Source organism: Shimia sagamensis, assembly GCF_900182745.1.
Taxonomy (GTDB): domain Bacteria; phylum Pseudomonadota; class Alphaproteobacteria; order Rhodobacterales; family Rhodobacteraceae; genus Shimia; species Shimia sagamensis.
In genome coordinates this window covers 658,059-684,780 of record NZ_FXTY01000002.1, presented here as the reverse complement: position 1 = coordinate 684,780, position 26,722 = coordinate 658,059, and the positions used below count along the sequence as shown (strand labels likewise).

Sequence of the window (26,722 nt, the reverse complement as noted above, 5' to 3'; positions counted from 1 at the left end):
CTTGAGGACAGGTAAGCCGGATGCCGGAGACAGAATGTCCCGGCATCCACTTTTTGAGGAAAAACAATGACACTCACTGGAAACTGGTCGTATCCGACCGCGATCCGATTTGGTGCTGGCCGCATTGGGGAATTGGCAGAAGCCTGCGCCCAGGCTGGCATGAAGAAACCTTTGTTGGTGACCGACAAAGGCTTGGCAAATTTGCCAATCACCGTGGCAACCTTGGACCTGATGGACGCTGCAGGGCTGGGCCGGGGGCTATTTTCTGAGGTGGACCCAAACCCTAACGAGATCAACCTGACCGCAGGCGTGGAAGCCTATCGCGCCGGAGGCCACGATGGGGTGATTGCCTTTGGTGGCGGCTCTGGTCTTGATCTGGGTAAAATGGTTGCCTTTATGTCTGGCCAATCCCGCCCGGTTTGGGATTTTGAAGATATTGGTGATTGGTGGACCCGTGCCGACCCAGACGGCATTGCGCCAATCGTGGCGGTGCCCACCACCGCCGGCACCGGCTCTGAAGTGGGCCGCGCCAGCGTGATCACCAACAGCGTCACCCACGCCAAGAAGATCATCTTCCACCCGAAGGTGCTCCCATCCGTGGTGATCTGTGATCCGGAGCTGACCGTGGGCATGCCACAGTTCATCACTGCAGGCACAGGTCTGGACGCGTTTGCGCATTGCGTGGAAGCGTATTCCAGCCCGCACTATCACCCGATGAGCCAGGGCATTGCGCTCGAAGGCATGAAGCTGGTGATCGAGAACCTGCCACGGGCCTATGCGGATGGGCGTGACATCGAAGCGCGCGCGCAGATGATGAGCGCGGCGATGATGGGCGCAACTGCCTTCCAAAAAGGCCTTGGCGCAATTCATGCAATGAGCCACCCGGTTGGCGCGATGTTCAACAGCCACCACGGCACCACCAATGCGGTCTGTATGCCTGCGGTTCTGGACCTGAATGCGCCAGTGATCACCGAACGGTTTGACCGCGCGGCGAGCTACTTGGGCATCGAAGGCGGCTACGATGGTTTCCGCGCCTTTGTTCAGGGGTTCAACGACAGCATGGGCATCCCGCGCAAGCTCTCTGACCTTGGTGTGACTTCCGAGGCAATTCCGGAGCTGGTGAAAGGCGCGTTGATTGACCCGTCTTGCGGTGGCAACCCGGTTGAGCTGACCGAAGCCAACCTGACCGCGCTGTTTGAGGCAACGATCTAAGCGCTTTTGCGCAACAGGTAGATGTCCATAATCCACCCGTTAGAGGCCCGTGCATCCGCGCGGGCCTTTACGATTTGGGCGGAGACCTCGGACAGAGGGCCTTCGATCAGGAGTTGCTGGTCCATGCCCACATAGCTGCCCCACCAGATGTGAAGATCGTCGCCTTCCAAGCTTTGGAAGGAGCACTCGCCGTCCAGCATCACGGCGACTGTGGGCGTGTCTGCAGGCCAGCCTTCGTCCCGCAGTTTGCGCCCCGTGGTGATCTGTACCGCGCCACCTAGGGTGTTGAGGGGGATCGCGTGGGCCGCCGTCAGCATTTGCAGCGAGGTGATGCCGGGGATGACTGTGATATCGAGGTCGATGCCCCGCGCGATCAGCCGGTCGGCTATGCGCAGGGTGCTGTCGTACAGGGACGGGTCGCCCCAAACCATAAGAGCAACAGTGCCATTTTCCGGTACATGTGTGGCGATGAGGTCCTGCCAGATCGCCGCCAGCGCATCGTGCCAGGTGTTCACACCATCGAGGTATTTCGGCGTGTCGGCGTCACGCACAGGGTAGTTAAATTCGACAATCTTTGGCGTGGAGGAGAGCAGTTCACTGGCGATCATCCGGCGCAGGTCGGCCAGTTCAGTTTTCTCGTCGCCTTTGCGCGGCAGCAGAATGACGTCCGCGCTTTCCAGCGTTTTGATAGCTTGCAGAGTCAAATGATCCGGGTTGCCGGAGCCGATGCCGACCAAAGACAGTTTGGTCATGGGGTTTCCGCCAATTCGCCAAAGAGAATGATGCCGGGGGCTTTGCTGATCTCTTTGCTGAGCTGCTGCGCCAGTGCTTCCATTGTGGTGCGGGTCAGGGTTTGATCCGGACGGGAGACATTTTCTGCCAACAACGCGGGACAATCGCGGCGCAGACCGGTGGCGAAGAGTTTTTCCGCCAGCTCCGGAAAGGTGCGCTTGGGCATGAACAGCACGGTGGTTGCTCCGGGGTCGGTAAGCGATTGCAGGTGCAAATCGCCGGGCAGGGCGCCCGCCACATCATGGCCGGTCACAAACTGCACACGCCGCGCCACAAGCCGACGGGTGAGGGGAATGCGCGCAGCGGCTGCGGCGGCGCTGGCTGACGTCACTCCGGGGATGATCTCAAAGTCGATGCCATGCTCTTGAAGCGCGGTGATCTCTTCTTCAAGACGGCCAAAAATGCCGCTGTCGCCGGATTTTAGGCGGACCACACGGGCGCCGGTCTTGGCGTAATCCACTAAGAGCTGGCTGACGTGGTCCTGTATTGGCGACGGCCGTCCCGCGCGTTTGCCCACGCCCACCAGATCAGCCTCTTTGTTGGCGTGCTCCAGGATGGGGCCGGAGGACAGGTCGTCAAACAGAACCGCTTCGGCTTTGCCGAGGCGGTCCACTGCCTTGAGCGTCAAAAGCTCTGGGTCTCCGGGGCCGGAGCTAACGAAACTGACAAATCCGCTCATGAGCTGGCCTCTGCGATCAGGTGGAAGAAGGTGCCGGTGACGTGGCCTTTGATGGAGCCGGTTTCCGGCACCGGGTTGCCGTCCGCGTCGCCGACCTGGGCAAGTGGCTCATCGGGTTCTTCCAGAATGGTGGTGTAGTGGAACTCATGGCCACGCAAGCGGGCGCCGGTGTCAAAGCCCAGCATCGGGGCGTTGAGGGTGGCTTGGCGGTAGCCGAGGTGGAACTTGCGTTTCTCGTAAGAGGTCACGAGCCCCAGCAGGCCTGCCATCTCGTGGCGCGTGCCCTCTTTGTCGATCAGGGCTGTGCCCAAAGCCATGTAGCCGCCGCATTCGCCATGCACCGGTTTGGTTTCTGCGTGTTTGCGGAGACCGGAGAGGTAGGTTTGGTTGGCGGCGAGTTTGCCAGCGTGAAGTTCCGGGTAGCCGCCGGGAAGCCAGACCAGATCGGCAGATGGATCAGGCGCTTCGTCGGCAAGCGGGGAGAAAGGCAGGATCTCTGCGCCAGCATTACGCCAGCCGGTCAAAAGATGCGGGTAGGTGAAGCTGAAAGCGGCGTCCCGCGCCAAGGCAATGCGTTGCGCGGGCGGCTTGGGCAGGGTGCCTGATTTGGCGTCGCCGGATCGCGCGGCGGCTTTGATGGCGTCGAGGTCCACATGTTCCCGTAGGAACGCCGCATAGCCGGTGATGGCTTCTTCCAAGTCAGGATGTTCTACCGCTTGGATCAGGCCCAAGTGACGCTCGGGCAGAGCCAAATCGCCACGACGAGGCAAAACGCCAAGGACGTTCACACCAGCCTTGTCCATGCCAAGCCGCGCAAGGCGCTCATGGCGCGGGGAGGCGCAGCGGTTGAGGATCACGCCCGCAAACGGCAGGTCTGGATTGTAAGTTTTGAAGCCTAAGGCTGTCGCGGCGGCGGATTGCGCTTGGCCACCCACATCGATCACCAGCACCACAGGCCAGCCCATCATCAAGGCGGTTTCCGCCGAGCTGCCAAATCCGTTTTCGCCACGTGTGGCGACGCCGTCAAACAGGCCCATGCTGCCTTCGGCCACGACGATGTCGGCACCTTGCGCTTGCTCGGAGATTCCCCCAGCCAGCGCGGGTGGCATGGCCCATGTGTCGAGGTTGAAGGCCGGACGGCGGGCGGCTGCGTGGTGAAACGCCGGGTCGATGTAATCCGGGCCGGATTTGAACGGCTGCACTTTAAGCCCGTCTTCGGCCAGCGCGCGCAGAAGGCCGAGCATCACCGTGGTTTTGCCGGTGCCAGAGGAGGGCGCGGAGATCAGGATACCAGGAGGCATAGTCATTGGGGTCATCTCTCTTTAGTCATCGCCGTGTTGCCAGCTCGACCACGGGCTGTCTGCGGTCTGAGGGCGGTAGCGGCGGTCATATTCCGAAGCATAGAGGCAGCTTTCATCAAAGCCCTCACCGGCCAGTGCGGGGCCCACAAGGATCAGCACGGTGCGGGTGATGTTCTCTGTTACGTCGTCTTTTAGGCTGGCCAAGGTGGTTCGGATCACCTGCTGGTCTGGCCAGCTGGCGCGGTAGACCACGGCCACAGGACAGCCTGCGCCATAGGCTGGTGTGAGATCCGCGATCACATTGTCCAGATTGCCAATCGACAGGTGAATTGCCAGTGTCGCGCCGGTGGCGGCGAAATTGGTGAGGGTTTCGCCTTCAGGCATCGTGGAGGCACGGCCCGGTGTGCGGGTCAGTACCACGGATTGCGCCAGTCCGGGCAAGGTCAGTTCGGTTTGTAACGCGGCAGCGGCAGCGGCAAAACTAGGCACGCCGGGCGTAACGGACACGGGAATGCCCTCAGCCTTCAGGCGGCGGATTTGCTCGCCCATAGCAGACCATACAGATAGGTCGCCGGAATGCAGGCGGGCGACGTCTTGACCGGCTTCATGCGCGACTTTGCATTCAGTAACGATGGCGTCGAGGTCAAGCGGCGCAGTGTTGATCACACGAGCGTTGTCCGGGCAGTGTGACAGGATCGCTTCCGGCACCAAAGAGCCTGCGTACAGACAAACAGGACAGGCGGCGATCAGATCGCGGCCACGCAGGGTCAGGAGGTCGGCGGCACCGGGGCCTGCGCCTATGAAATGAACAGTCATTTTGGCTCTCCTTGCGCGATGGCGCAGGTGGCTAGGCGATCGCTGGAGACGACACGCGGGGTGGTCAGGATAGCATCAGTTGTGAGTGCAGCCAGAGCACAAGCTTCGGCCACAGAGCCGGTACCGCGTTTTACGTGTACTTTGGCGGATTGGGTCTGCGTCCAAACCGCTTGCATTGTGCTGGCGTCAATTTCTAGCACTGGCAAGTTGTGTGCTTTGGCAAAGGCTTGCAGCGTGATGCTTTGCGCCTTGTCGGCAGGTGTAGCTATGGCGTCGACATTGGCGATTGCCGTTAACGCAAGCGCATCCCGCAGGCTGTCTTCTGTTGCAGAGGCGCGAAATCCAAATCCGGCAACGATCATTTCTGCACACTCCATTGCACGATGGGATAGCTGGATTTCCAGCCTCGCTTGCGGCCCAAAGGCTTAGATTGCGCCAACTCAATACGCAAGAGGTCGCCGCCTTTGTTCGCGTGCCAATTGGCGAGCAGAACTTCGGCTTCTAACGTGACTGCATTGGCCACAAGACGCGCGCTTTCCGGCAGTTTGTCCCAGACGGTCCGCAGCATCTCCTCGGAAATACCGCCGCCGATGAACACGGCGTCCGGCGCGGGCAGGTCTTCTAGGGCGTCCGGCGCTGCGCCGGTGACGACAGAGAGGCGGTCAGCACCAAGGCCGGCGGCATTTTGGGCAATGCGTTGTGCACGGGTTGGGTCAACTTCGACGGAGGTCGCTTGTGTGGTGGGATGTGCCAACAGCCACTCGATGGCAATGGAACCAGAGCCGCCGCCGATGTCCCAAAGGTGTTCACCGGGCAGGGGCGCCAGAGCAGAGAGGGTCAGCGCACGGACCGGGCGTTTGGTGATCTGTCCGTCGTTGTCAAAGAAGCTGTCGTCTTTGCCCCCCACTGAGGTGAGCGCCGGGCCACCGCAGACATCGATGGCAACGCAGACGGGATGTTGGATGCCTTTGATGTCAAAACTGTGCGCGCGTGCCTCTCGGATGCGTTGACGGGGGCCGCCAAGGGCTTCGAGCACATGCAGCGTGCTTGCGCCAAACCCAATCGCCGTGAGCCATGAGGCCAAAGTTGGCGCAGCCTCTCCATCGCGTAGGGTAACAATGGCGCGTTGCCCTTTTGCCAAATGGGGGCGTAGGCGCGCAAAGGGGGCGGCGTGTAAACCAAGCGTGGTGGTGCTTTCTAGCGGCCAGCCCAAGGCGGCAGCGGCGAGTGACATGGTGGACGGCGCGGGCAAAGTGAGCCACTCACCTCTGTCCAGGTGTTTGGTCAGTGAGGTGCCTGCGCCGTGCCAGAAAGGATCGCCAGAGGCCAGCGCTACGGTTTTGCGGCCGCGGTGTTGCAGCAGCAGCGGAATGCCGTCAGCAAATGGCACCGGCCATGTGATGAGCTCTGCCGATAGGTCTGGCAACAGCGATAAATGCCGTTCTGCGCCCATGATCACCTCAGCGTCTTCAAGCGCTTTGCAGCTTGCGGGCGACAGGCCTTCTGGGCCATCTTCGCCCAAACCAACAATGGTCAACCACGGATTTTCAGACATGGCGCCCAAACTCCTTCTTCTCGGTGGCACAACCGAGGCCAGCCTGTTGGCGCGCACCTTGGCGGCGCGCGGTGTTGAGGCCGTGTTTTCTTATGCCGGACGTGTGTCCAGCCCTAAAGCACAGCCCTTGCCCACACGGGTGGGAGGCTTTGGCGGTGTGACTGGATTGGTCCAGTATTTGCAAGAGCATAACATCACCCATGTGGTGGACGCCACGCATCCCTTTGCGGCGCAGATGAGTTGGAACGCCTATGAAGCTTGTCAGCAGGTTGGCACAGATTTGGTCGCGCTGACACGTCCGGCTTGGCAGGCGCAAGCCGGAGATCACTGGAGACCTGTGGCGGACATTGATGGGGTCGTGGATGCCTTGGCGGGGGAGGCCAAACGCGTGCTTTTGGCGCTGGGAAAATTGAACGTGCCCGCCTTTGCCGCGCAGCCGCAGCACCACTATGTTTTGCGCCTTGTGGATCAGCCTGAAGTCACGCCGGAGTTGCCCCACCACACGGTTGTTGTGGCACGGGGGCCGTTTGACGTGGCGGGAGACCGCGCGCTGATGCAAAAGCATGGTATCGAGGTGGTGGTCTGCAAAAACGCTGGCGGCATTGGCGCTGAAGCCAAATTGACCGCAGCGCGAGACTTGGGTCTGCCGGTGATTATGATTGATCGGCCCGCGCTTCCGCCCCGCGGTGACGTTGCGACGGCTGAGGCGGTATTGGATTGGCTCGCAGGCTGACAGGTGCAGCCGCAATTGGCTGTGCTGTTCCGTCGTCTGATCGGCCTGCGGAGTCACCTATCCATCCACCGAACGCGGTGTGTACACCATTGGGGCACCGTTTCGCTCGATAATACGAGTTTGACTGGAGCCCAAAAGCACAACTGTGCGCATGTCCGCCATGTCCGGTGTGGTCTCTTGCAGCGGTACAATCTTGATGGTCTGATCCGCGCGCGAAACATTGCGGGCAAAGATCATCGGGCGGTTGTCGCCGCAGCTTTCCTTGAGCGTTTTTAGCGCTTTTTCAAAGCCTTCCGGGCGGGACTTGGAGCGTGGATTGTAAAACGCCATGGCGAAATCTGCCTCCGCTGCCAGACGCAGGCGTTTGTCGATGAGGTCCCAAGGTTTGAGATTGTCGCTGAGATTGATTGCGCAGAAATCATGGCCCAATGGCGCACCACAGGCTGCAGAGGCTGCCAACATGGCCGTGATGCCGGGCAGCACACGGACGTCGAGATCACGCCATGTGGGATCACCATGCTCCACCGCCTCAAATACGGCAGCAGCCATTGCAAACACACCGGGGTCGCCGGAGCTGACCACCACCACACGCTTGCCTTGGGAGGCCATTTCCAAAGCGTGGCGGGAGCGGTCAATTTCCACTCGATTGTCGGATGCATGCAGAGTCAGGTTCGGGTTTTGCGCAACACGTTCCACATAAGGGATATAGCCAACCGCGTCGGTTGCCTCAGCCACGGCAGCCTGAACTTGCGGGGTGACAAGCGCGTCGTCACCCGGGCCGATGCCTACAATTTGGACCCAGCCGCTCATGGTCGTCGTCCTTGGCCGTGCACCACAATGATCGAGAAATATGGCGTGCCGTGATCCGTGGTTTCTGACAGCTTTTTCACGCTCTGTTTCTGCATGGTGGCAAACTGTACTAGCCAAGCTTCGTCATAGCGATTTGACGCTTTTAATGCGCGGATGACTTTGTCGTAGTTGGAGCCGATTTTCATCACCACCAACGCGTCGGTATCCGCCATGTGGCGGGTGAGCTTTTCCTCGTCCAATGTGCCCATCAGTACGGTCAGCACGTCGTCACCCCAGGTGATGGGAGCCTCGGTGGCAGTCCACGCACCGGACATACCGGTAATGGCAGGCACAACATGGGTCGGAACAACATCACGTACGCGGGCGTAGATGTGCATAAAAGATCCGTAGAAAAACGGATCACCTTCACAGAGCACCACAACGTCTTCGCCGGAATTGGCCAGGTCGATCAGGTGTTGCGTGACCTCTTCATAAAATGCTGACAGGGCCTCATTGTAGCGTGGGTCATGCACGGAGATTTCCGTGGTGACCGGGTATTCCATCGGGAACTCAATCGCCGTTTCTGGCAACATGCCATCGACAATGGCGCGCGCTTGGCCTTTGCGGCCTGCCTTGCGGAAAAAGGCCACGTGTTTGGCATTGGTGATCAATCGATGAGAGCGTACGCTCATCAGGTCAGGATCGCCGGGGCCAAGCCCGACGCCGTAAATCGTTCCAGTCTTGCTCATTCTTTGCGGCTCGCAATTGCGTTGATGGCGGCCACAGTCATGGCGGAGCCGCCAAGGCGGCCTTCGACAATCATGCAGGGCACCGGTTGGTCATTCCAAAGCGCGTCTTTGCTTTCCATCGCGCCGACAAAGCCCACTGGGCAGCCGATGATGGCCGCGGGGCGCGGGCAGTCCGGATCCTCGAGCATGTTCAACAGGTGAAAGAGCGCGGTTGGTGCATTGCCAATGGCGACAATGGCCCCGCCCAATTTGTCACGCCAATGTTCCAGCGCGGCGGCAGAGCGGGTGTTGCCAATTTTGGTGGCCAACTCATAGATGCCCTCGGCGTGCAGGGTGCAGATCACCTGGTTGCCCGCAGGTAGACGCGGGCGGGTCACGCCTTCGCTAACCATGCGCGCGTCACAGAAGATCGGCGCCCCGTCTTCCATGGCTTTGCGCGCAGCCGCAACCATGCCATGCGTGAATTTCACATGCTGCTCCAATCCGATCATGCCTGCGGCGTGGATCATGCGCACCACAACTTGCTCTTCGTCTTTGTCAAAGCCGTTCAGCGCGGCCTCACGCCGGATGGTGGCGAAGCTTTCGTCATAGATCGCCTGACCGTTTTTTTCATATTCGTAGGGCACTAAAGCTCTCCTCGGGCTTCAAGCAAGATGTCCGGCGAGAGGCCGGTTTTGACAGGCGCATCCCATGGGCGGCCGTTTTTCACAAGATCAAATGCGCCGTCATTGCCGACCAATGTTGTCGCACAGGGGCGCGGCAAGGCGCAGCCTTTGGCACAGCCAGAGACGTGTAGGGGTGTTGGCAATTGGCTGGCCAATTGGCGCGCAAGTTGGCGGGTTTCCACGGTGGCGGAATTGCACAAAGGCGTGCCGGGGCAGGCGTCGACGTGCAGGAGCGGATCGTGCACGTTTGTGATGAACATCGCTGTGTCCAACATGTCAGCGCCTTCCAGCAAAAACAGTCGCCACGGCGTGACACGCATGGCGTCTGCCTTGGTCGCTGTGATCAAGGTGGCCAGTTGCGTCGCCTCAATCTGGCCAAAGGCCACGCCGAATATCGCACCTAGCGAAGTGTCTCCGGGCACGGGTGGCTTTTGCGGTGCGGCGGGCACTACGGCTTGCCAATCCACTGGCAAAGGCGTCAGCGCGACGTGTGCGGCCATGCGGCGTCGGGCAGGGCCATTGGTGTCGACAAACCAACGTGCCATTTCCAGAAGGGCATCTACGGCTGTTTCCACGGTCACAACACGTCCACGGGACGCCCCGTCAGCGCGTAGGATCATGCCATCGTTGGCGTCACGCTCAATGCGGAAGTCTGCGGACTTATCAGAGAGTTGTGGGCCGCCTTGCAGGTCGACGGCGTAGCCCATCTTCGGCGGAAGGTCAGGAAGTTCATCAAGGCGGGCCACCAATTCGGTAGCCACGCGGTATGTAACATCACCGTCCTGCCACAGCGGCGGGATCAGGATATTGCGGCGGCTTTCCAAGGCGGGATCATCTGGCAGCAGGTCCAGCGAATTGAGCGCAGCCAGCACGGCCTCGTGGTCCGCTTCCGCAACCCCGCGAATTTGCAGGTTGGCGCGGCTGGTCAGATCAATCAGACCGGAGCCAAATTTCTCGGATGTTTCGCACAAACCAAGCACTTGCGCTTTGGTCAGTCGCGCCATCATTGGGCGCACGCGCACCACCAGACCGTCGCCGGACATCATTGGTTTATAGGCACCGGGGCACCAACCTTTGGCGTCTGGGCGACTCATGGCAGGCGCTCCAGTTCGGCGGCGATGGAGTTGCGGCGGGTGACCCATAATCCTGCCTCATGCAGTGCGGTAAAGCGGTCCCTCATCGCGGCCAGCGCTTGCGGGTTTTCGCGCTCAAGGAAAGTGACAATCTCGTCGTTGCCCAGCGTCGCATCGTGGTAAGCGTCAAACAGTTGCGGGGGCACCGCGCCAGCCAAGTTGGCAAAGGCGCCCATGTGATCCAGCGTGGCGGCAATCTCTGCACCGCCCCGGAACCCATGACGCATCATGCCTGCGAGCCAATCCGGGTTGGTGGCCCGGGCGTGCACAACGAGGGCGATTTCTTCGGTCAGGCTGCGCGCGCGCGGCTTGTCCGGGTTGGTGTTGTCCATGTGGTAGAGATTGGCCTCGCCACCGGTGATGGCCTGCGCGGCGGCAAATCCAGCCTCATGGGCGGCGTAATCGGATGCCACCAAAATATCGGTTTCGGGTAGGTCTTGCAGGTGCACAAAGCTGTCAGCGGCACCAACGCGGGCGCGGATGCCGTCGAGGTCTTTGGTGCCGTCGCCGGAATCCAGCGCATAGGAGGAGGCGTTGAGCCAGGCTTCGCCTGCTGATTTGCGGCCCTCGTCTGAGTAGTTTTCAATCTCATGGCCCATGCCAAGGCCATAACTGCCGGGCGCAGGTCCGTAGACACGCGGTGCGGTGATGCGACCTGCAAAGGGGTTCCAGTCTGGAGCCTCGTCGCGTTCAGCGAGGGCTTTGATCGCTTGGCCAAACAGCGTGGACAGCGTGGGGAAGACATCCCGAAAAAGACCGGATACGCGCAGCGTCACGTCGATGCGGGGACGGTCCAGTAGGGCGATGGGCAGGATTTCCACACCAGAGATCCGTTCAGAGCCTTCGTCCCAAACGGGTTTCGCCCCCAAAAGATGCAGCGCCATGGCAAATTCCTCGCCAGCTGTGCGCATGGTGGCGGAGCCCCAAAGGTCCACAATCAGGTTTTTGGGGTAGTCGCCTTCCTCTTGCAGATGACGGCGGACCAGCTCTTCGGCAAGTTTCACACCCTGCGCATAGGCGGAGCGTGACGGGACCGAGCGCGGGTCGGTGGTGTAGAGGTTGCGCCCCGTGGGCAGCACGTCGTGGCGTCCACGATAAGGCGAGCCGGACGGGCCTGCCTCAATGCGCTTGCCTTCGAGAGCCTTGATCAACGCATCACGTTCTGCGGTGGCAGAGGGAGCAACGTCGAAACTACCTGCGGTCTGTGGCGCGCGGCCATAGATGTGCAAGCCGTCGCCAAACTGGCTTTCTTTGATGTCACAGACAAAAGTATCGATGCGGGTGATGGCCTCCGCCAAGGAAGTGGCGTCGTCCAGCCCCAATTCCGCTTGCAAACCAAGGGCTTCGGCCTCGTCTCGAATGTCGGTTTGCAGCCGGTCACGGCGTTTCGGGTCCAGACCGTCAGCGTTGGAGAACTCATCCAAAATGGTTTCCAGACGTGCAAACCGGTCCGGCGTCGCAGATTGCTTGAGTGGAGGTGGTACGTGGCCAAGCGTGAGCGCGTTGATCCGGCGCTTGGCCTGCGCGGCCTCACCGGGGTCGTTCACGATAAACGGGTAGATCACCGGTAGATCGCCAATCAGAGCCTCGGGCCAGCAGTCATCGCACAGCGCCACGGATTTGCCCGGCAGCCATTCCAACGTGCCGTGCGCGCCAACATGGATCAGCACGTCGGATTTGAGTGCATGGCGGAGCCAGAGGTAGAAGGCGACATAGCTGTGGCGCGGCACGCGGGAGAGATCGTGATATTCGTCTACGCGCTGCTGGTCACTGCCACGCTCAGGCTGCAGGGCCACAAGCACGTTGCCGCGTTTGGTGGCTTTGAAGTGGAAAGCGCCATTGGCAAAAGTCGGGTCGTTTTCGGGAGCGCCCCAAACCTCGGTTAGGTCGTCGCGTAGGGTTTCGGGTAGCCATGCAAGTGCGGACAGGTACTCCTCTAGCGGCCACGCAACGGTTTCGGTCAGCAGCGCGTTTTCGAGTCCGTCGGCACTTGCTGTCTGAAACCCAGCCGCCTTCAAATCCTCAAGAGCGGCTTCAACGCTGGCGAGCGGGTCCAGTCCAACGGCATGGGCCATGTTCCAGTCTTTGCCGGGGTAGGTGCTCAGAACACAGGCGATCTGCTTGTCGGCATTGGGTTTCTTGGCGAGATTGACCCAGCCTTCGACTTTGTCGGCAATCGCAGAAATCCGCTCTGGCAGCGCGCGGTGGGCAAAGCGAGAGTATTCCAGCGCTTCGTCTTTTTTCCCCGGTTCTTTGAACGACGCCACGCCTGCAAACAGGCGACCGTCCACCTCGGGCAAGACCACATGCATGGCGAGATCAGCAGGGGCCAATCCGCGCTCGGATTCCGCCCAAGCTTTCTTGCGCGAAGTGGCGAGCGCGACCTGAAAAACCGGTGCGTCCGTGGCATCAAGGGGGGAGGTGCCGCTGTCGCCTTTGCCGGAAAAAGATGTGGCGTTCACGATGGCGGCCGGGGACAGCGCTTTGAGTGTTTCTGCCAGCCATGCGGCGGAGGACGGAACTTTGAGCGAGGGTGCAAACAGGCCAATCACGTCAAATCCACGGCCACGGAATTCTTCAAACAACGCTTCGATCGGGGCCGTGTCGGCGGAGCTGACGTATGCGCGATAAAAGGTCAGCGCGATCAACGGATTTTCTGTATCGCGATTTTTTATCGGATCACAGAGCCCCCCCTCTGGGGTCCATCCACCATGTTCTGGCAGTGCCTTGGAGCCCATCACCGGTTTCGCATAAAGCCCCGCGGCCAGCGCCAGTTGTGCTAACGCAGCCTGCGCCGCAATCGCGCCGCCGGTGTCGCACAGGTGCGTCAGGCGATGCAGCGTGGAGACGGGCAGGGTGGAAGCTTGATCGAGCCGCTCATCAGGCCGCCCGTCGGCAGGCAGAACCGCCAAAGCGATGCCTTTTTCCTGCGCGAGCGCCTGCACCTGTTGGATGCCGTATTGCCAATAGGAAATCCCGCCAATCAGACGGATCAGGATGGCTTTTGCACCAACAAGTGTCTGTTCGATGTAGGTGTCCACTGACAGCGGATGTTTGAGTGCCGTCAGATTGGCCAACCGCAACGTTGGCAAGTCGCCATTGCTGCGGTGCCAGCCTGCCGCGAAAGCGCCGAGGTCACTGTCGGAAAAGGACAACACGACAAGATCGGCCGGGGCTTGACCCAGATCCATCGGTGTGTCGGCCTCATCCAGACCATGGCTTTCGCGAAAGACAACGTGCATGGCGCTTAGTCTACCAGAGCTGCGCGGATCGCATCGACGTTTACGTCACCCTGTTCGGCAATAACGACCATGCGGCCTTGGCGGCCTTCTTCGGGTTTCCAAGGGCGGTCAAACTGATGCCGCACACGCGCACCGACCGCTTGTACCAGCAGGCGCATTGGTTTGCCCGCCACAGCCGCATAGCCTTTCACACGCAAGATGTTCTGATCTTTGGCCATTTTCTCGATCTTGGCGGCAAAGGCAGCGGGATCAGACTGTTCCGGCACATCTACCACAATGCTGTTGAAGGCGTCGTGATCGTGGTCATGGCTGTGATGATGGTGGTGATCCTCACCGTGCTCATCTGTGTGATCATGGTCATGACCGTGGTGGTGATGATGATCCTCGTGATGGGAGGGACGGGCATCAATGTCGTCTTCTGCGGCCGCTTCGAGCCCCAGAATTACGCGGGGATCCACTTCGCCTTCGGCCACTTCCACAACTGGTAAGGCTCGTGGCGCAGCTTTCAACACGATATCTTTGGCTTTGGCTGTGCCTTCAGGTCCGGCGAGGTCCGGCTTGGTCAGCAGCACGATGTCGGCGCAGTTGATTTGATCCTGAAACACTTCGGACAATGGTGTTTCGTGGTCCAACCCTTCGTCGGCTTCACGCTGTGCATCGACAGCGGCGACGTTGGTGGCAAAACGGCCATCAGCCACAGCTTCGGCATCTGCGAGTGCAATCACGCCATCGACGGTGATCTTGGAGCGGATATCCGGCCAATCAAACGCTTTCAGCAGTGGCTTGGGCAGGGCCAGGCCGGAGGTCTCAATCAGAATGTGTTCCGGACGTGGATCCAGCGCCATGAGTGCTTCAATGGTCGGGATAAAGTCATCCGCCACGGTGCAGCAGATACAGCCGTTGGCAAGTTCCAGAATGTTTTCGGCCGGGCAATCCGGAATGGCGCAGGACTTCAGGATTTCGCCATCCACGCCCACGTCGCCAAATTCGTTTACAATCACCGCAAGCCGCTTGCTCTGTGGCTTCTGCATCAAGCTGCGCACCAGCGTGGTTTTCCCAGAGCCCAGAAAGCCGGTGATGACAGTGACAGGGAGTTTTTCAAGCGTGCTCATTATTTGGTCTCCAGAGGGGGAATGCGGGCGATGCAGTTTTTACGGAAATGGGTAGAGCGTTCGCGCCATGGGACAAGACCATCGGTGGTGGCGGCATATTTGGTTACGCCATCTGCGACCAATTCCGCGTCATCTTCGCCGGTGAAATTGCCATACACGTAGGTCCAGCGCTCATCTCCACCTCGAATGGTGATGGAACAGCCAAAATCACAGTTGGAAAAGCACTCCACACCTTTGATCGTGACATTGTCAGGCAGATCGGAGGCGTTGAGAGCATCAAATAGTTGCGTGCCGGGGCGCGGCCCCTCAACGTCGGTTGGCATGCCGGCACGACAGGTGGTGCAGACAAGCAGTTCGACAGGCGCGGTTGCGTCAGCCATTGGTATTCAGTCCCTTTTCAGGGACGGGGCAACACGGGACATCTTTGGAGAGCCCGACACCGAAACACCCCGTCCGGTTTATGTCATTTTTGCTGGCAGGTCTCCCGGCTTGCGGATCTCGGCATCAAATGCCTGTGGTCTGCCTGCCTTCCCGGATACCTCCAGTGGCTGCGGCGGACCTCTCCGGTCACGGTCGCGGGGGCGGCTGCGCTTTGGGCCTTGACGTTGGGCCCGTTTCACATTCCCTTTTCACCTGCTCAAACGAGCAGGAACCAGCGACACCCGAATGGGCAATCATCACGGCTGAGTCAAGTCGGAACGGAGAGGCAGCATGTCTGATAGCGTCGAACATAACGAGCGCCACAAGGCGAAGATGGCAAAAATCAAGGCTGCGCGGGACCGGATGATGGCCACCAAGACCGAGAAAAAGGGTCTGATCATGGTGCACACCGGGCCGGGCAAAGGCAAAAGTTCATCTGGTTTTGGTATGATCATGCGCTGTATCGCCCACGACATGCCTGTGGCGGTTGTTCAGTTCATCAAGGGCGCGATGGCCACGGGTGAGCGCGCGTTTTTGGAAGAACATTTTGCCGACGAAGTCAAATTTCACGTGTCCGGTGAAGGCTTTACTTGGGAAACCCAGGATCGCGAGCGCGACATTGCAAAGGCTGAAGCTGGCTGGGAATTGGCCAAACAGCTGATCCGCGATCCGGCGAACAAGTTTGTGATGCTGGATGAAATCAACATCGCCCTGCGCAACGATTATTTGAACATCGACGATGTGGTCAATTTTCTTCTGAGCGAGAAGCCCGACATGACGCATGTCTTGTTGACCGGGCGCAATGCCAAGCCGGAGCTGATCGAAGCAGCTGACTTGGTGACCGAGATGACTTTGTTAAAACACTCGTTCCGTGATGGCATCAAGGCGCAGGCCGGGGTGGAATTCTGATGGCCGTAAAGCGTCTGCTCACCGAATTTGGCATGGGGTCGTCGCTTCGGCGACAGGACTACACGGAGGCTGCATCGCGAGCAGTGAAAGACGCACTTTGGCACAACTCCATCAATCTGGCCGAGCTGTTTGGCAAAGACAAATCTGAGATGATCATCACAGTGGAAGTTGCCGTGCAGCAGCCTGAGAAGATCGACGCAGAAGTCATCGCAGCGATCTTTCCCTATGGCCAAGTCACTGTAAAACCTGTGAAAGGCGGCTTGGATGTGCCGCGCGACGATGGCGGAAATCCAACGGTGATTGCCAATGTCGCGATCTCTGTGGCTTTGGATGTTGAGGTGGCAGCATGAAGGATCAACGCTTCATCATCGAAATGGGCATGGGCAACGACCAATATGGTCAGGACTATACCAAGGCCGCCGCACGCGCGATTGAAGATGCGATCCGCCATTCGGCAATCCCGATGTTTGCCGCCCTTGGCAAAGACCCCAAAGAGATGCGGGTACAGGTGACGGTTGGTGTGCAGGAGCCGGAGAAGGTGGATTGCACCGAATTGGTCAAAAAGCTGCCGCGCGGGCGGGCCGAGGTAAAAGCTGTGCTTGGCGGCATGAACGTGACCAATCCGGATGATGGCAACGTGCTGGTGATCGCCTCAGCGGCGGTTGAAGCGTTTTTGCCCAAGCAGGTGTGATGTGACCAAAGCGCTTATGATTCAAGGCACTGGCTCTAATGTCGGCAAGTCGATGTTGGTTGCTGGGCTATGCCGGGCGGCAGCGCGGCGGGGGCTGTCTGTGGCGCCGTTTAAGCCGCAGAATATGTCCAACAATGCGGCTGTGACCAGTGATGGGGGCGAGATTGGCCGGGCGCAGGCGTTGCAGGCTTTGGCCTGCGGCAAAGCGTTGACGGTGGACATGAACCCGGTGCTGTTGAAGCCGGAAACGGATGTGGGCTCGCAGGTTGTGGTGCAGGGCAAGCGGCTGACAACGGTAAAAGCGCGGGAGTACGCGACGCTGAAACCGCAGTTGATACAGGCGGTCTTGGAGAGTTTCAACCGTTTGAAATCAAATAATGATCTGGTGATTGTTGAGGGCGCGGGCAGCCCAGCGGAAGTGAACCTGCGCAAGGGTGACATTGCCAATATGGGCTTTGCGCAGGCGGCGGATGTGCCGGTGGTCTTGGCGGGAGACATCGACCGCGGCGGTGTGATCGCGCAGGTTGTTGGCACGCAGGCGGTGATTTCTAAGGAAGATGCCGTGCTGGTGGCGGGGTTCCTTGTGAACAAGTTTCGCGGTGATCCCAGTTTGTTTGATGACGGTTACGAGCTGATTAAAGACACGACCGGCTGGGCGGGTTTTGGGGTGCTGCCGTATTTTGGCGAGGCTTGGAAATTGCCCGCCGAAGATGCGCTCGACATCAAGAATGCGGAACGCGAAGGTGGGCTGAAGGTGGTCTGCCTAGGACTGTCGCGGATTGCGAATTTTGATGACCTTGATCCATTGGCGCAGGAGCCAGGTGTGTCGTTGACCATGTTGCGGGCTGGAGAGCCCATTCCTGGAGATGCCGATGTGGTGATCCTTCCGGGCAGCAAATCTACGCGGGGCGATCTGGCGTTTTTGCGGGAGCAGGGTTGGGATGTGGACCTTCTGGCGCATGTGCGGCGTGGAGGTCATGTGCTGGGGATTTGTGGTGGATATCAGATGCTTGGTCGCGAGGTTCGCGATCCGGAAGGCATAGAAGGGCCTGCTGGAACGACAGATGGCTTGGGGCTGTTGGATGTGGTCACGGAGATGACGCAGGACAAGAGATTGACCGAAACTCAAGCGGTACACATGCCAACAGGTCAAGCTTTTCGAGGCTATGAAATCCATATTGGTCGTACTGACGGCGCGGATCGGACAAGGCCATTTGCTTCTGTCGAAGGACGTGACGAGGGGGCTGTTTCGTCTGACGGACGCGTGTCTGGCAGCTATCTGCACGGCATGTTCCGGGACGACGGATTTCGGCGGGCGTGGCTGTCTGCATTGGGCGCTGAAGTTGGCAATGAGGGCTATGACGCCACCGTGGAAGCGGTGCTGGATCGTTTGGCGGACCACATTGAGATGCATTTGGATGTGGATGGGTTGTTGGCGGTGGCGCGTTAGAGGCGCATAAATTCAGTTGGTTAGCGTCGTTGTGTTCGCAATGCGCGCACGGAGGTGCCGTGTGCGGCCTTGAAGGCACGGGCGAAACTGGTGGGGCTGTTGAAACCTGTCGCAAGTGCGATGTCGCGCACGGATGTTTGGGTTTCTGTAGCAAGGCGCAGGGCTTCTTCCAGGCGCATGGTCAGATAGACTGCTTGCGGAGATTTCCGCAGGTGGGTCTGGAAGTTGAGTTCCAATGTGCGCGTGGAAATCCCTGTTTTTATTGCGATTTCCGGGATGGGGAGCGGCGCGTCGAGGGTTTGCCCCATGAGGTCCAAAGCTGTGATCACTCTTGGGTGACGGTGAATTGTGCGCGGGATCGATATAGGCCGTTGGGCGCTGGCGGGCATGGGGTCGTAGAGAAAGGCGCTGCTGACACGGTGGGCAAGGTCGGTGCCGTAGCGGGTCTCAATCAGGTAGAGCATCATGTCGATGCAGGGGCTGGCACCGCCGGACGTGGCGATGCGACCAGAGATGCAGAAGCGATCCCGGAGCGTTGTAACCTTTGGGAATTGTTGGGAGAATTTTTCGATGTCTTCCCAGTGGGTGGTGGCGTTGTGGCCATCTAGCAGGTCTGCCTTTGCCAGAAACCAAGGGCCGCCGTCGATGGCTGCAATGGAGGTGCCGGTGGCGTAGAGCCGCCGCAGGGAGGCCAACAGGCGTGGCGTGGCTTGCTCTTCAAGGCGGAAGCCAGCCACCACTAGAAGCAGATCGCAGCGCAGCAGTTGGTCGATGGCTAAGCCGTTGATTTGTAATCCGCTTGTGAGAGACGCCGGCGCTTCTGTGGCGGTGTAAAACTGCCATTCAAACAAGGTCTTTCCCGCGCGGCGGTTGGCGGCGCGCATCGGGTCGACGGTGGCGGCGAAGCTGAGTGTGTTGCACTCGTCCAGCACCAGAATGGCCACGTTCAGCGGCGCTGGGTCATAGCGAAAAACACTGGATTCTGCGGATTCAGGCATATCAGTTGCGTAAATTGAAAACTGTTGCGGGGCAAGTGCGGTACGGTTGGGCAAGGAACACGAAAGGAATCGTCATGCCGTTGCAAATGAACCGCGAGGTTTTCATCACCTGTGCCGTGACCGGATCGGGTGGCACGCAGGATCGCAGCCCGCATGTGCCGCGCAGCCCAAAGCAGATCGCTGACAGCGCAATTGCGGCAGCCAAAGCAGGCGCGGCGGTGGTGCATTGCCATGTGCGCGACCCGGAGACCGGCGTGCCAAGCCGCGACCTTGGCTACTACCGAGAGGTCACCGACCGTATTCGCGACAGCGAGGTGGACATGGTGTTGAACCTGACCGCTGGCATGGGCGGGGATATTGTATTTGGCGGCGTGGAAAGCCCGCTGCCGACAGTGGCTGGGACTGACATGGTGGGGGCCTCTGAGCGGGTTGCACATGTGGCGGAATGCTTGCCGGAGATTTGTACACTTGATTGCGGCACAATGAATTTTGCCGAAGCGGATTACGTGATGACCAACACGCCTGGCATGTTGCGTAGCATGGGAAAAATGATGACAGATCTGGGTGTTAAGCCTGAGATTGAGGCGTTTGACACCGGGCATTTGTGGTTTGCCAAGGAGCTTGTGAAAGAAGGCGTTCTGGCACCAGATGCGCTGGTGCAGCTGTGCATGGGGGTGCCATGGGGCGCGCCGGATGACCTCAACACCTTTATGGCGATGGTCAACAATGTGCCGGACGACTGGACGTTTAGCGCCTTTGCGTTGGGTCGCAATCAAATGGCTTATGTGGCGGCGGCAGTTCTGGCGGGCGGCAACGTGCGGGTTGGGCTTGAGGACAACCTGTGGCTTGGCAAAGGTGAGTTGGCGCAGAACTGGCAGCTTGTGGAGCGTGCCGGGACCATTATCGAGAACATGGGCGCGCGGGTGATTGGGCCTGCGGAGGTGCGCGAAAAACTAGGGCTTGTGAAGCGGGCGCCGCAGGGGTGAGCGTTGCGGCAACAGCTGCGCACGAAGGCTTAGGACCTGGCGGTTTGAGGCCTTTGGACCAGTTTGCGCAACACGTCGGTAAGGTGTCTGTATCGCGACTGTTTTGCGGAGGTGTGCATTTTGGCGTTTTCTCCTACGTGGGAAAATTAACGTTTAGGGCAGCGCCCTCCCGTGGGGAGGGTCGGGCACTGCCCGGTCCGCTTCGCGGAGCCGGTGCGGAGAAAGTGCATCTGTCCAGATTACTGGGGCTTAACCCGGCACAAAAAACAGTTGTTGGACGCGCTGCGCACATCAACAAAGGCAATGTCCTCGCGGGCAAGCAGGCTTTCGGCGTAGGCGGCAATGTCCGCAGTCGGGGTCACTTGGCCCGTGCCATAGACAATGCGCTCGTCTGCGGAGTAGCCGCGCACAATGTAGGTCGGTGCGGTCAGGATATCGGGCAGGGTGCTGCTGGGCGTGGTGCCGGAACAGTCTTCACAGAGAAAAATAGGGCCGGTTTCCGTGTAGGCGTTTTGCCCCTCAAACGGCCGGTGCGCGAGGATCAGGAACGGCGCGCCATCTGGCGTGACCTTCAGGCAGGCGCGGCAGGGGATGCCGTCTCCATCGCTGATCGCAACCTCAACAGCATTGCCATAGGCGTCAGTGCGGGTGCCGCGGATGGCGGCAATGTGATCGGCGGGCAGTGGGTGGAAATGAATGGTCATGTAAGATCTCCTTTTGAGGGGACGCTAGACTGTGGCGCAGGCGCGCGGCGACCCGTTTCCTGCGGAAAGGCAAGAGGATGATGTGGAAGTTTGGATTGGCGGCTTTGGCTTTGATGGCGACACCTTTGGCAGCAGAAGACCGGCCGCTTTGGGAAGGCTATTGGACCGGCAGTGCCTCCTGGTGCGCGCGGGCAGGGGATGTTGGGGAAGAGACCCCGATTTGGTACGGGCGCGACGGGTTCTTTGGCATCGAGTGGAGCTGTGACATTCGCACAATTCAGCCCACGGGCATGGTCAACAGTTGGGCACTGACCACCGATTGCCTGGATGCCGGGTACGACTACAGCGAGACACAGATTTTTCTGGTGACTCCGCAGGACCGGCTTTTGATTTTGAATGACACTGGCGTGACCGCAAATTTGGTGCGCTGTGAAGAAGGGAAGAACTAAACATGGCAACGGCAGCGATTATTGGCGGCGGGGTGATTGGCGGCGGTTGGGCGGCGCGGTTTTTGCTCAATGGCTGGGATGTGCAAGTGTTTGACCCGGACCCAGAAGCGGAACGCAAAATTGGCGAGGTGATTGATAATGCGCGGGTGTCTTTGCCGGGATTGAGTGACACGGCGTTGCCACCCGAAGGCAGGCTGAGCTTTCATGACTCTATGTCGGAGGCTGTGGCGGGGGCGAGCTGGATTCAGGAAAGCGTGCCGGAGCGGTTGGAGCTGAAGCGCAAGGTCTATCAGACGTTGCAGGAGCATTGTGAGGCCGATGCCATTCTGGGCAGCTCGACCAGCGGGTTTAAACCCAGTGAGTTGCAGGGCTGTGCCAGTCGTCCAGAGCAGATTGTGGTCACACATCCGTTTAACCCGGTTTACCTGATGCCGCTGGTGGAACTGGTGCCAACTGAGAAGAACGCGCCAGCGCTGATTGAACGCGCCAAAGAGACGCTCAAGGGTGTCGGCATGTTCCCCCTACATGTGCGCAAGGAAATTGATGCACATATTGCGGATCGCTTCCTTGAGGCGGTGTGGCGTGAGGCGCTGTGGCTGGTGAAAGATGGGATCGCTACCACGGAAGAGATTGATGAGGCCATCCGCATGGGCTTTGGCATCCGCTGGGCGCAGATGGGGTTGTTTGACACCTATCGTGTGGCCGGTGGTGAGGCTGGCATGAAGCACTTCATGGCGCAGTTTGGGCCCTGTTTGGAATGGCCCTGGACCAAGCTGATGGATGTTCCGGAGTTCACCGACGAGTTGGTGGATTTGATTGCGGGGCAGAGTGATGCGCAATCAGGCCACATGAGCATTCGGGAGATGGAGCGCGTTCGGGACAACAATCTTGTGTCGATGATGCGGGCGCTGAAGGCGCAGAATTTTGCCTCTGGCGCGGTGCTCAATCAACATGACAAAAAGCTGTCCGCAGAGGCTGGAATGGTGCGCAAATCCGCAGATATTGCGGACCCAAGTTTGCCCATTGTGACCCAGCGCCGTGCGGTGCCGGTGGATTGGTTGGACTATAACGGGCACATGACCGAAAGCCGCTATTTGCAGGCGTTTGCCGATGCCTCAGACCGGCTGATGGAGATCATTGGATGTGATCAGGAGTACATCGCGACTGGGGGGAGCTTCTTCACGGCGGAGACGCATATCCGACATATTGACGAGACCCATCTGGGCAGCGTGATTGAAGTGCGGACGCGCGTGTTGATGGCGGAAGGCAAGAAAATGCACCTCTGGCATGAGATGTATGCGGGGGAGAAACTGCTGGCGACGGCGGAGCATATCCTGATCCATGTGAGCCTAGAGACCCGCAGGCCTGCGCCGTTTAGTCCAGAGATCGCCGCCAATCTAAAGATGATCTATGAGGCGCAAGCTGATTTGCCTGCGCCGGATGGGCTTGGTCGATATGTGGGGCAGCCGCGATGATGCGTGTTTTGATCACTGCTGGCGCCTCAGGTGTGGGGCGTGCCATGGCGGAGGCGTTTGAGCGGGACGGCTGGCAAGTTTGGATTGCAGATGTGGATGCGGCGGCGTTGCAGAACACTCCAGCAGGATGGCGCAAGTCACACGTGGATGTTGCGGATGAAGAAGCTGTTTCTGCACTGTTTGCCGAGATCGGCAATTTGTGGGGCGGGCTGGATGCGCTATGCGCCAACGCCGGTGTTGCTGGGCCAACTGCGGCGGTTGAGGATATAAAATTGCAAGATTGGCAGGCCTGTGTGGCGGTCAATCTGGAAGGAGCGTTTTTGGCGGCCAAATACGCGGCGCCGATGATGAAAGCGGCGGGGCAGGGCGCGATTGTGGTGACTTCTTCGACAGCCGGGCAATATGGTTATCCCTATCGTGCGCCATATGCGGCGGCGAAATGGGCTGTCATCGGCCTGACCAAAACCTTGGCGATGGAGTTGGGGCCCTATGGCGTGCGGGCCAATGTGATATGCCCGGGTGCGGTCGAAGGCCCGCGCATGGAAGGCGTGTTGGAACGCGAGGCGGCGGCCAAGGGCATGACGCGGGACGCGGTCTATGAGGGCTACGCCTCCGGCACGGCGCTCGGCTCCTTTGTGGAGGGGCGGGACGTGGCCGAGATGGCGGCGTTCTTATGCTCTGACAAGGCGCGATTGGTGAGCGGGCAAGTGATCGCTGTGGATGGGTTCACTGTGAACCCGGATCCAAAAGTTTAGGGTGCGATCTCTGCCTTGAGCTTGTCCACATGGTCCGGGATTTGTCGGGCTGTTACATCGGCTTGACGGATGAGCTCGTCAAAATGTTCGGTGAAGCTGGTGACACGCTCCCGGTCGCGAAAGGCAAGGTAGTTGCGGCCCAAATATAGGACCGCCAACAGCGGTCCAAACACGGTGATTGGGCTGGAGAATAGCCGCCGCGCATCAAACAAGTAGAGACGCAAACGTGGGTAGAGTTGGCTGCTGAGATTTGCAAAGTGATCGAGTTGCTGGGCGCGCACGTCTTCGGGCAGGCCTGCGTAATAGCCTTCGCCTCGGGCAAAGGATGCGAGCTCGTGCATGGGCAGCGCAATTTCATAGTCTGATTGCGACTCTCGCATCCAGTTGAGCCGGTCGCGCGAGGCGTTGATGGCCTGTTCCGTGGTGCGCCCCAGATGCGGGGCGTATTCCCAATCCAGCATTTCGTTGGTTTTCAACATGTCCGGAAGACCGGCGGGCACGTGGCGGATTTTGTAACCCGCAGCCTCCTGATGCCAGGCAAAGATTTGTTCATCTACCAAAGCGCGGGGGGCTTTGGTCACGGTCAATGCGTTGGCGAGAATGTCGGCGGTGTTTTCAGGCCGGTCGGTGAGCGACAGCAGCCAATCCGCGGAAACGCCTAGCGCAGCGGCGCATTCGCCCACCACCTGTGCGTTGGGCAGGCGGGCGCCGGTGTCTTTCAAAAGTTGACTGATGGTGGAGCGGTCCACGCCAATGCTGCGGGCAAGGCCAGCTTGGGTTGTGTCCTTGGTCCGCATGGCGGCGGCCAGTCGTTTTCGGAATTGATCCGCGCGCAGGCGCTTGTCGATAATTTCACTCATATGGTGACTATTATCACATCTGCTGAGTTTTGTTAATCAGATACAGAATTCTGCAACGCGGCTTTTGCCGGTAACACTTCTGTGAAGACTGAGGCACGGGACAGCAGAATGGACACACAAAAACGCTCCATCGTGAAAGCGGTGATTTGGAATGTAATTGGCATCATATCGATGTCCGTGGTGGGAATACTGGCCACCGGATCAGCGGCGCTTGGGGGGAAGATGGCGCTGATCAACACCGGATTGGGGTTCAGTCTTTATGTGATTTACGAGCGGGTTTGGTCCCGCGTGCGCTGGGGGCGGCAACATGGCTGAGCGGCGCATGCCCAAAGTGGAGTGGCCGACGCTTCTTTTGGTGGCGGGATGTTATGGGCTTTACGCTTTAGGCACGGTTTGGGCGGCCCATCTCTGGCTGCCATTGGGCATGGCGCTGACCGTCGTCGCGATGGCCTTGCACAGTTCGCTGAGCCATGAGGTGCTGCACGGGCATCCGTTTGAAAACAAAACGCTGAATGCAGCCTTGGTGTTTCCAGCCATCGGGGTGTTTGTGCCGTACCTGCGGTTCAAAGACACCCATCTGGCGCATCATTTGGACAGCAAACTGACCGATCCTTATGATGACCCGGAGAGCAACTACCTTTATGCGGAAGACTGGGATGCAATGCCCAAATGGCGGCAGGCTGTGCTGCTGTTCAACAATACTTTGGTGGGACGGTTGTTGGTTGGGCCGCTGGTCGGACAGGTCTGCTTTATGACCTGTGACATCCGCGCCATTGCCGGCGGAGACAGGCGCGTGTTGGCTGGTTGGCTGTGGCATGTGCCCGCTGTGTTGATGGTTGTTTGGTGGATGGACGCTTTTGGAGCGATGCCGGTCTGGGCCTATCTGTTTTGCGCCTATGCCGCGCTGTCTATCTTAAAAATTCGCACGTTTCTGGAACATCAGGCGCATGAGCGGGCGCGGGGACGCACTGTGATCATTGAGGACCGCGGGCCGCTGTCATGGATTTTTCTAAACAACAATCTGCATGTGGTGCATCACATGCATCCCAAGATGCCGTGGTATCGCTTGCCGAGCTTGTTCCGTAGTCATCGGGAGCGCTATCTCTCTCGCAACGACGGCTATTATTTTGCCTCGTATGGCGAGGTGTTTCGCAAGTTTTTTTGGCGGCGCAAAGATCCTGTGGCGCATCCGTTGTGGCGGCGGGATGGCTAACGCACTCCACGTGTAGGGGTACAATGTTTGGCGTGACTTCCAAGACTTAGCTCGGCATCAAGGCGGTCATGGAATTTTGGATCATTGCCTCTGTCGCCGCCGCGGCCTTTCAAACCGTGCGTTTTATGCTGCAAAAACATCTGGCAAAGGTGTCTTTGTCGGCTGCGGGCGCGACTTTTGCGCGGTTTGTATATTCCGCACCCATCGCGGCGGCGATATTGGCGACTTTGGTGGCAACAGGCCGTGTGAGTTTGCCAGACGTCACGCCAAGCTTTTGGCTGTTTGGCGCGGTGGGCGGTGCGGCCCAGATCACGGCGACAGTTTGCACCGTGATGCTGTTTGGCCGGCGCAACTTCGCCGTGGGCATGGCGTTTATCAAAAGCGAGGTGTTTTTCACCGCATTGATTGGTTTGGTGCTTCTGTCTGAAACCATTTCCGGCGTGGGGCTGATTGCGATCACCATTGGCGTTGCGGGGGTTTTGGTCCTGTCCGGACCCATTGAGGCCGAGGCGCACGGCTGGCGGCGGGTTTTGACACCCTCAGCAGTGTTGGGCCTTGTGGCGGGGGCACTCTTTGGGGTGTCGGCCGTGTGTTATCGCGGGGCGTCGCTTGAGGTGGTCACCGATGCGCCATTGTTGCGCGCCTTGGTGACCTTGGCGGCCGTGACCCTGATGCAGATGGTCAGTATGTGGATTTGGCTGATGTTGCGCGAACCGGGCGAAGTGGGCCGGGTGCTGTCGGTCTGGCGCAGCGCCGGGTTCATTGGGCTGACCAGCATGGCGGGCACTTTCTGTTGGTTCACCGCCTTCACGCTGCAAAACGCGGCTTATGTGAAAGCGGTGGGGCAGATCGAGCTGGTGTTTGGCGTCATCGGCACGGTGCTGATTTTCAAAGAGAGCATCAGCCGCCGCGAATACCTCGGCATGGCGCTTTTGGCGGTGTCGATCCTGACGCTTGTACTTTTGGCTTGAAGCGCCCAGCGAAAATGCTGAATCCCTCAACGCTGCCTGAAATCGAAGATTTCAACGCGTTGC

The 26,722-nt window shown here is 59.3% G+C and carries 29 protein-coding genes and 1 riboswitch; of the genes, 13 read left to right on the top strand and 16 right to left on the bottom strand.

Annotated features, from left to right (window positions below):
- The first annotated feature begins 66 nt into the window (after positions 1–66).
- The gene (locus QOL67_RS07840) at positions 67–1,212 is read left to right on the top strand and encodes an iron-containing alcohol dehydrogenase (RefSeq protein WP_283425401.1); all 1,146 of its coding nucleotides are present in this window, start codon (positions 67–69) and stop codon (positions 1,210–1,212) included.
- Here QOL67_RS07840 and cobF read toward each other — a convergent pair.
- The 6 genes from cobF to cbiE are packed head-to-tail and all read right to left on the bottom strand — an operon-like array spanning position 1,209 to position 6,355.
- The gene (cobF, locus tag QOL67_RS07835) at positions 1,209–1,964 is read right to left on the bottom strand and encodes a precorrin-6A synthase (deacetylating) (RefSeq protein WP_283425400.1); all 756 of its coding nucleotides are present in this window, start codon (positions 1,962–1,964) and stop codon (positions 1,209–1,211) included. The genes QOL67_RS07840 and cobF overlap by 4 nt on opposite strands.
- A complete protein-coding gene (gene cobA / locus QOL67_RS07830) occupies positions 1,961–2,683 on the bottom strand; it encodes a uroporphyrinogen-III C-methyltransferase (protein WP_283425399.1) in 723 nt (240 codons plus the stop codon). Before cobA ends, cobF begins: the two co-directional genes overlap by 4 nt.
- Positions 2,680–3,999: a cobyrinic acid a,c-diamide synthase CobB gene (locus QOL67_RS07825; protein WP_430458939.1), complete on the bottom strand. Its 1,320-nt coding sequence runs from the start codon at positions 3,997–3,999 to the stop codon at positions 2,680–2,682. Before QOL67_RS07825 ends, cobA begins: the two co-directional genes overlap by 4 nt.
- Positions 4,000–4,005: 6 nt before the next feature.
- Positions 4,006–4,800: a precorrin-4 C(11)-methyltransferase gene (gene cobM, locus QOL67_RS07820; protein WP_283425397.1), complete on the bottom strand. Its 795-nt coding sequence runs from the start codon at positions 4,798–4,800 to the stop codon at positions 4,006–4,008.
- Positions 4,797–5,162 (bottom strand): cobalamin biosynthesis protein, encoded by a 366-nt coding sequence (locus QOL67_RS07815; protein WP_283425396.1) that lies wholly within the window; start codon positions 5,160–5,162, stop codon positions 4,797–4,799. The genes cobM and QOL67_RS07815 overlap by 4 nt, the downstream gene beginning before the upstream one ends.
- Positions 5,159–6,355 carry a precorrin-6y C5,15-methyltransferase (decarboxylating) subunit CbiE gene (gene cbiE / locus QOL67_RS07810; protein WP_283425395.1) on the bottom strand — a complete coding sequence of 399 codons (1,197 nt, stop codon included), beginning with the start codon at positions 6,353–6,355 and terminating at the stop codon, positions 5,159–5,161. The genes QOL67_RS07815 and cbiE overlap by 4 nt, the downstream gene beginning before the upstream one ends.
- On the opposite strand from cbiE, the gene QOL67_RS07805 reads away from it, so the two are divergent.
- Positions 6,354–7,088, top strand: a complete 735-nt coding sequence (locus tag QOL67_RS07805; protein WP_283425394.1) for a cobalt-precorrin-6A reductase — start codon at positions 6,354–6,356, stop codon at positions 7,086–7,088. The genes cbiE and QOL67_RS07805 overlap by 2 nt on opposite strands.
- A 57-nt stretch (positions 7,089–7,145) precedes the next feature.
- On the opposite strand, the gene cobJ is transcribed toward QOL67_RS07805, so the two are convergent.
- From cobJ to QOL67_RS07770, 7 genes are read right to left on the bottom strand one after another with little or no spacing between them, the layout of a single operon-like run.
- Entirely contained in the window at positions 7,146–7,898 is a 753-nt protein-coding gene (cobJ, locus tag QOL67_RS07800) for a precorrin-3B C(17)-methyltransferase (protein WP_283425393.1), read from the bottom strand.
- Positions 7,895–8,626, bottom strand: a complete 732-nt coding sequence (cobI, locus tag QOL67_RS07795) for a precorrin-2 C(20)-methyltransferase (protein WP_283425392.1) — start codon at positions 8,624–8,626, stop codon at positions 7,895–7,897. The genes cobJ and cobI overlap by 4 nt, the downstream gene beginning before the upstream one ends.
- On the bottom strand, positions 8,623–9,252 hold the full coding sequence (locus QOL67_RS07790; RefSeq protein ID WP_283425391.1) for a precorrin-8X methylmutase: 630 nt from the start codon (positions 9,250–9,252) through the stop codon (positions 8,623–8,625). Before QOL67_RS07790 ends, cobI begins: the two co-directional genes overlap by 4 nt.
- Complete coding sequence (locus QOL67_RS07785) at positions 9,252–10,385, bottom strand: cobalamin biosynthesis protein CobG (RefSeq protein ID WP_283425390.1); 1,134 nt, start codon at positions 10,383–10,385, stop codon at positions 9,252–9,254. Before QOL67_RS07785 ends, QOL67_RS07790 begins: the two co-directional genes overlap by 1 nt.
- Complete coding sequence (cobN, locus tag QOL67_RS07780; RefSeq protein ID WP_283425389.1) at positions 10,382–13,666, bottom strand: cobaltochelatase subunit CobN; 3,285 nt, start codon at positions 13,664–13,666, stop codon at positions 10,382–10,384. Before cobN ends, QOL67_RS07785 begins: the two co-directional genes overlap by 4 nt.
- Before the next feature lie 5 nt (positions 13,667–13,671).
- A complete protein-coding gene (gene cobW / locus QOL67_RS07775) occupies positions 13,672–14,778 on the bottom strand; it encodes a cobalamin biosynthesis protein CobW (protein ID WP_283425388.1) in 1,107 nt (368 codons plus the stop codon).
- Positions 14,778–15,158, bottom strand: a complete 381-nt coding sequence (locus tag QOL67_RS07770; RefSeq protein WP_283425387.1) for a DUF1636 family protein — start codon at positions 15,156–15,158, stop codon at positions 14,778–14,780. Before QOL67_RS07770 ends, cobW begins: the two co-directional genes overlap by 1 nt.
- Before the next feature lie 77 nt (positions 15,159–15,235).
- A riboswitch (cobalamin riboswitch) is annotated at positions 15,236–15,450 on the bottom strand.
- 39 nt (positions 15,451–15,489) lie between these two features.
- Here QOL67_RS07770 and cobO point away from each other — a divergent pair.
- From cobO to QOL67_RS07750, 4 genes are read left to right on the top strand one after another with little or no spacing between them, the layout of a single operon-like run.
- Positions 15,490–16,107, top strand: coding sequence for a cob(I)yrinic acid a,c-diamide adenosyltransferase (gene cobO / locus QOL67_RS07765; protein WP_283425386.1), 618 nt, complete (start codon positions 15,490–15,492; stop codon positions 16,105–16,107).
- On the top strand, positions 16,107–16,457 hold the full coding sequence (locus tag QOL67_RS07760; protein WP_283425385.1) for a Lin0512 family protein: 351 nt from the start codon (positions 16,107–16,109) through the stop codon (positions 16,455–16,457). Before cobO ends, QOL67_RS07760 begins: the two co-directional genes overlap by 1 nt.
- Positions 16,454–16,798 carry a Lin0512 family protein gene (locus QOL67_RS07755; protein ID WP_283425384.1) on the top strand — a complete coding sequence of 115 codons (345 nt, stop codon included), beginning with the start codon at positions 16,454–16,456 and terminating at the stop codon, positions 16,796–16,798. The genes QOL67_RS07760 and QOL67_RS07755 overlap by 4 nt, the downstream gene beginning before the upstream one ends.
- Positions 16,799–16,814: 16 nt before the next feature.
- Positions 16,815–18,248 (top strand): cobyric acid synthase, encoded by a 1,434-nt coding sequence (locus QOL67_RS07750; RefSeq protein WP_430458941.1) that lies wholly within the window; start codon positions 16,815–16,817, stop codon positions 18,246–18,248.
- Positions 18,249–18,268: 20 nt separating this feature from the next.
- Here the strand turns inward: QOL67_RS07750 and QOL67_RS07745 are convergent, their stop codons facing one another.
- Positions 18,269–19,246, bottom strand: a complete 978-nt coding sequence (locus QOL67_RS07745) for a GlxA family transcriptional regulator (protein ID WP_283425382.1) — start codon at positions 19,244–19,246, stop codon at positions 18,269–18,271.
- Positions 19,247–19,320: 74 nt separating this feature from the next.
- Here QOL67_RS07745 and bcoG point away from each other — a divergent pair, with 74 nt between their 5' ends.
- Entirely contained in the window at positions 19,321–20,232 is a 912-nt protein-coding gene (gene bcoG / locus QOL67_RS07740; protein WP_283425381.1) for a 3-dehydrocarnitine:acetyl-CoA trimethylamine transferase BcoG, read from the top strand.
- Positions 20,233–20,471: 239 nt separating this feature from the next.
- Here bcoG and QOL67_RS07735 read toward each other — a convergent pair whose 3' ends face one another.
- On the bottom strand, positions 20,472–20,936 hold the full coding sequence (locus tag QOL67_RS07735) for a DUF1203 domain-containing protein (RefSeq protein WP_283425380.1): 465 nt from the start codon (positions 20,934–20,936) through the stop codon (positions 20,472–20,474).
- A 77-nt stretch (positions 20,937–21,013) separates the two neighbouring features.
- Here QOL67_RS07735 and QOL67_RS07730 point away from each other — a divergent pair, with 77 nt between their 5' ends.
- The 3 genes from QOL67_RS07730 to QOL67_RS07720 are packed head-to-tail and all read left to right on the top strand — an operon-like array spanning position 21,014 to position 23,615.
- Positions 21,014–21,385, top strand: coding sequence for a hypothetical protein (locus tag QOL67_RS07730; RefSeq protein ID WP_283425379.1), 372 nt, complete (start codon positions 21,014–21,016; stop codon positions 21,383–21,385).
- Between the two features lie 2 nt (positions 21,386–21,387).
- Entirely contained in the window at positions 21,388–22,860 is a 1,473-nt protein-coding gene (locus tag QOL67_RS07725; RefSeq protein ID WP_283425378.1) for a carnitine 3-dehydrogenase, read from the top strand.
- Positions 22,857–23,615 (top strand): SDR family oxidoreductase, encoded by a 759-nt coding sequence (locus QOL67_RS07720; protein ID WP_283425377.1) that lies wholly within the window; start codon positions 22,857–22,859, stop codon positions 23,613–23,615. Before QOL67_RS07725 ends, QOL67_RS07720 begins: the two co-directional genes overlap by 4 nt.
- Here the strand turns inward: QOL67_RS07720 and QOL67_RS07715 are convergent.
- On the bottom strand, positions 23,612–24,475 hold the full coding sequence (locus QOL67_RS07715) for a helix-turn-helix domain-containing protein (protein WP_283425376.1): 864 nt from the start codon (positions 24,473–24,475) through the stop codon (positions 23,612–23,614). The two genes, QOL67_RS07720 and QOL67_RS07715, sit on opposite strands and share 4 nt — an antisense overlap.
- A gap of 108 nt (positions 24,476–24,583) precedes the next feature.
- Between QOL67_RS07715 and QOL67_RS07710 the strand changes: the two genes are divergently transcribed.
- From QOL67_RS07710 to QOL67_RS07700, 3 genes are all read left to right on the top strand, one after another.
- Positions 24,584–24,790 (top strand): DUF2061 domain-containing protein, encoded by a 207-nt coding sequence (locus QOL67_RS07710; protein ID WP_164646614.1) that lies wholly within the window; start codon positions 24,584–24,586, stop codon positions 24,788–24,790.
- Positions 24,783–25,688, top strand: coding sequence for a fatty acid desaturase (locus tag QOL67_RS07705; RefSeq protein ID WP_283425375.1), 906 nt, complete (start codon positions 24,783–24,785; stop codon positions 25,686–25,688). The genes QOL67_RS07710 and QOL67_RS07705 overlap by 8 nt, the downstream gene beginning before the upstream one ends.
- Positions 25,689–25,756: 68 nt before the next feature.
- Complete coding sequence (locus QOL67_RS07700; protein WP_283425374.1) at positions 25,757–26,659, top strand: DMT family transporter; 903 nt, start codon at positions 25,757–25,759, stop codon at positions 26,657–26,659.
- Positions 26,660–26,722 lie beyond the last annotated feature (63 nt).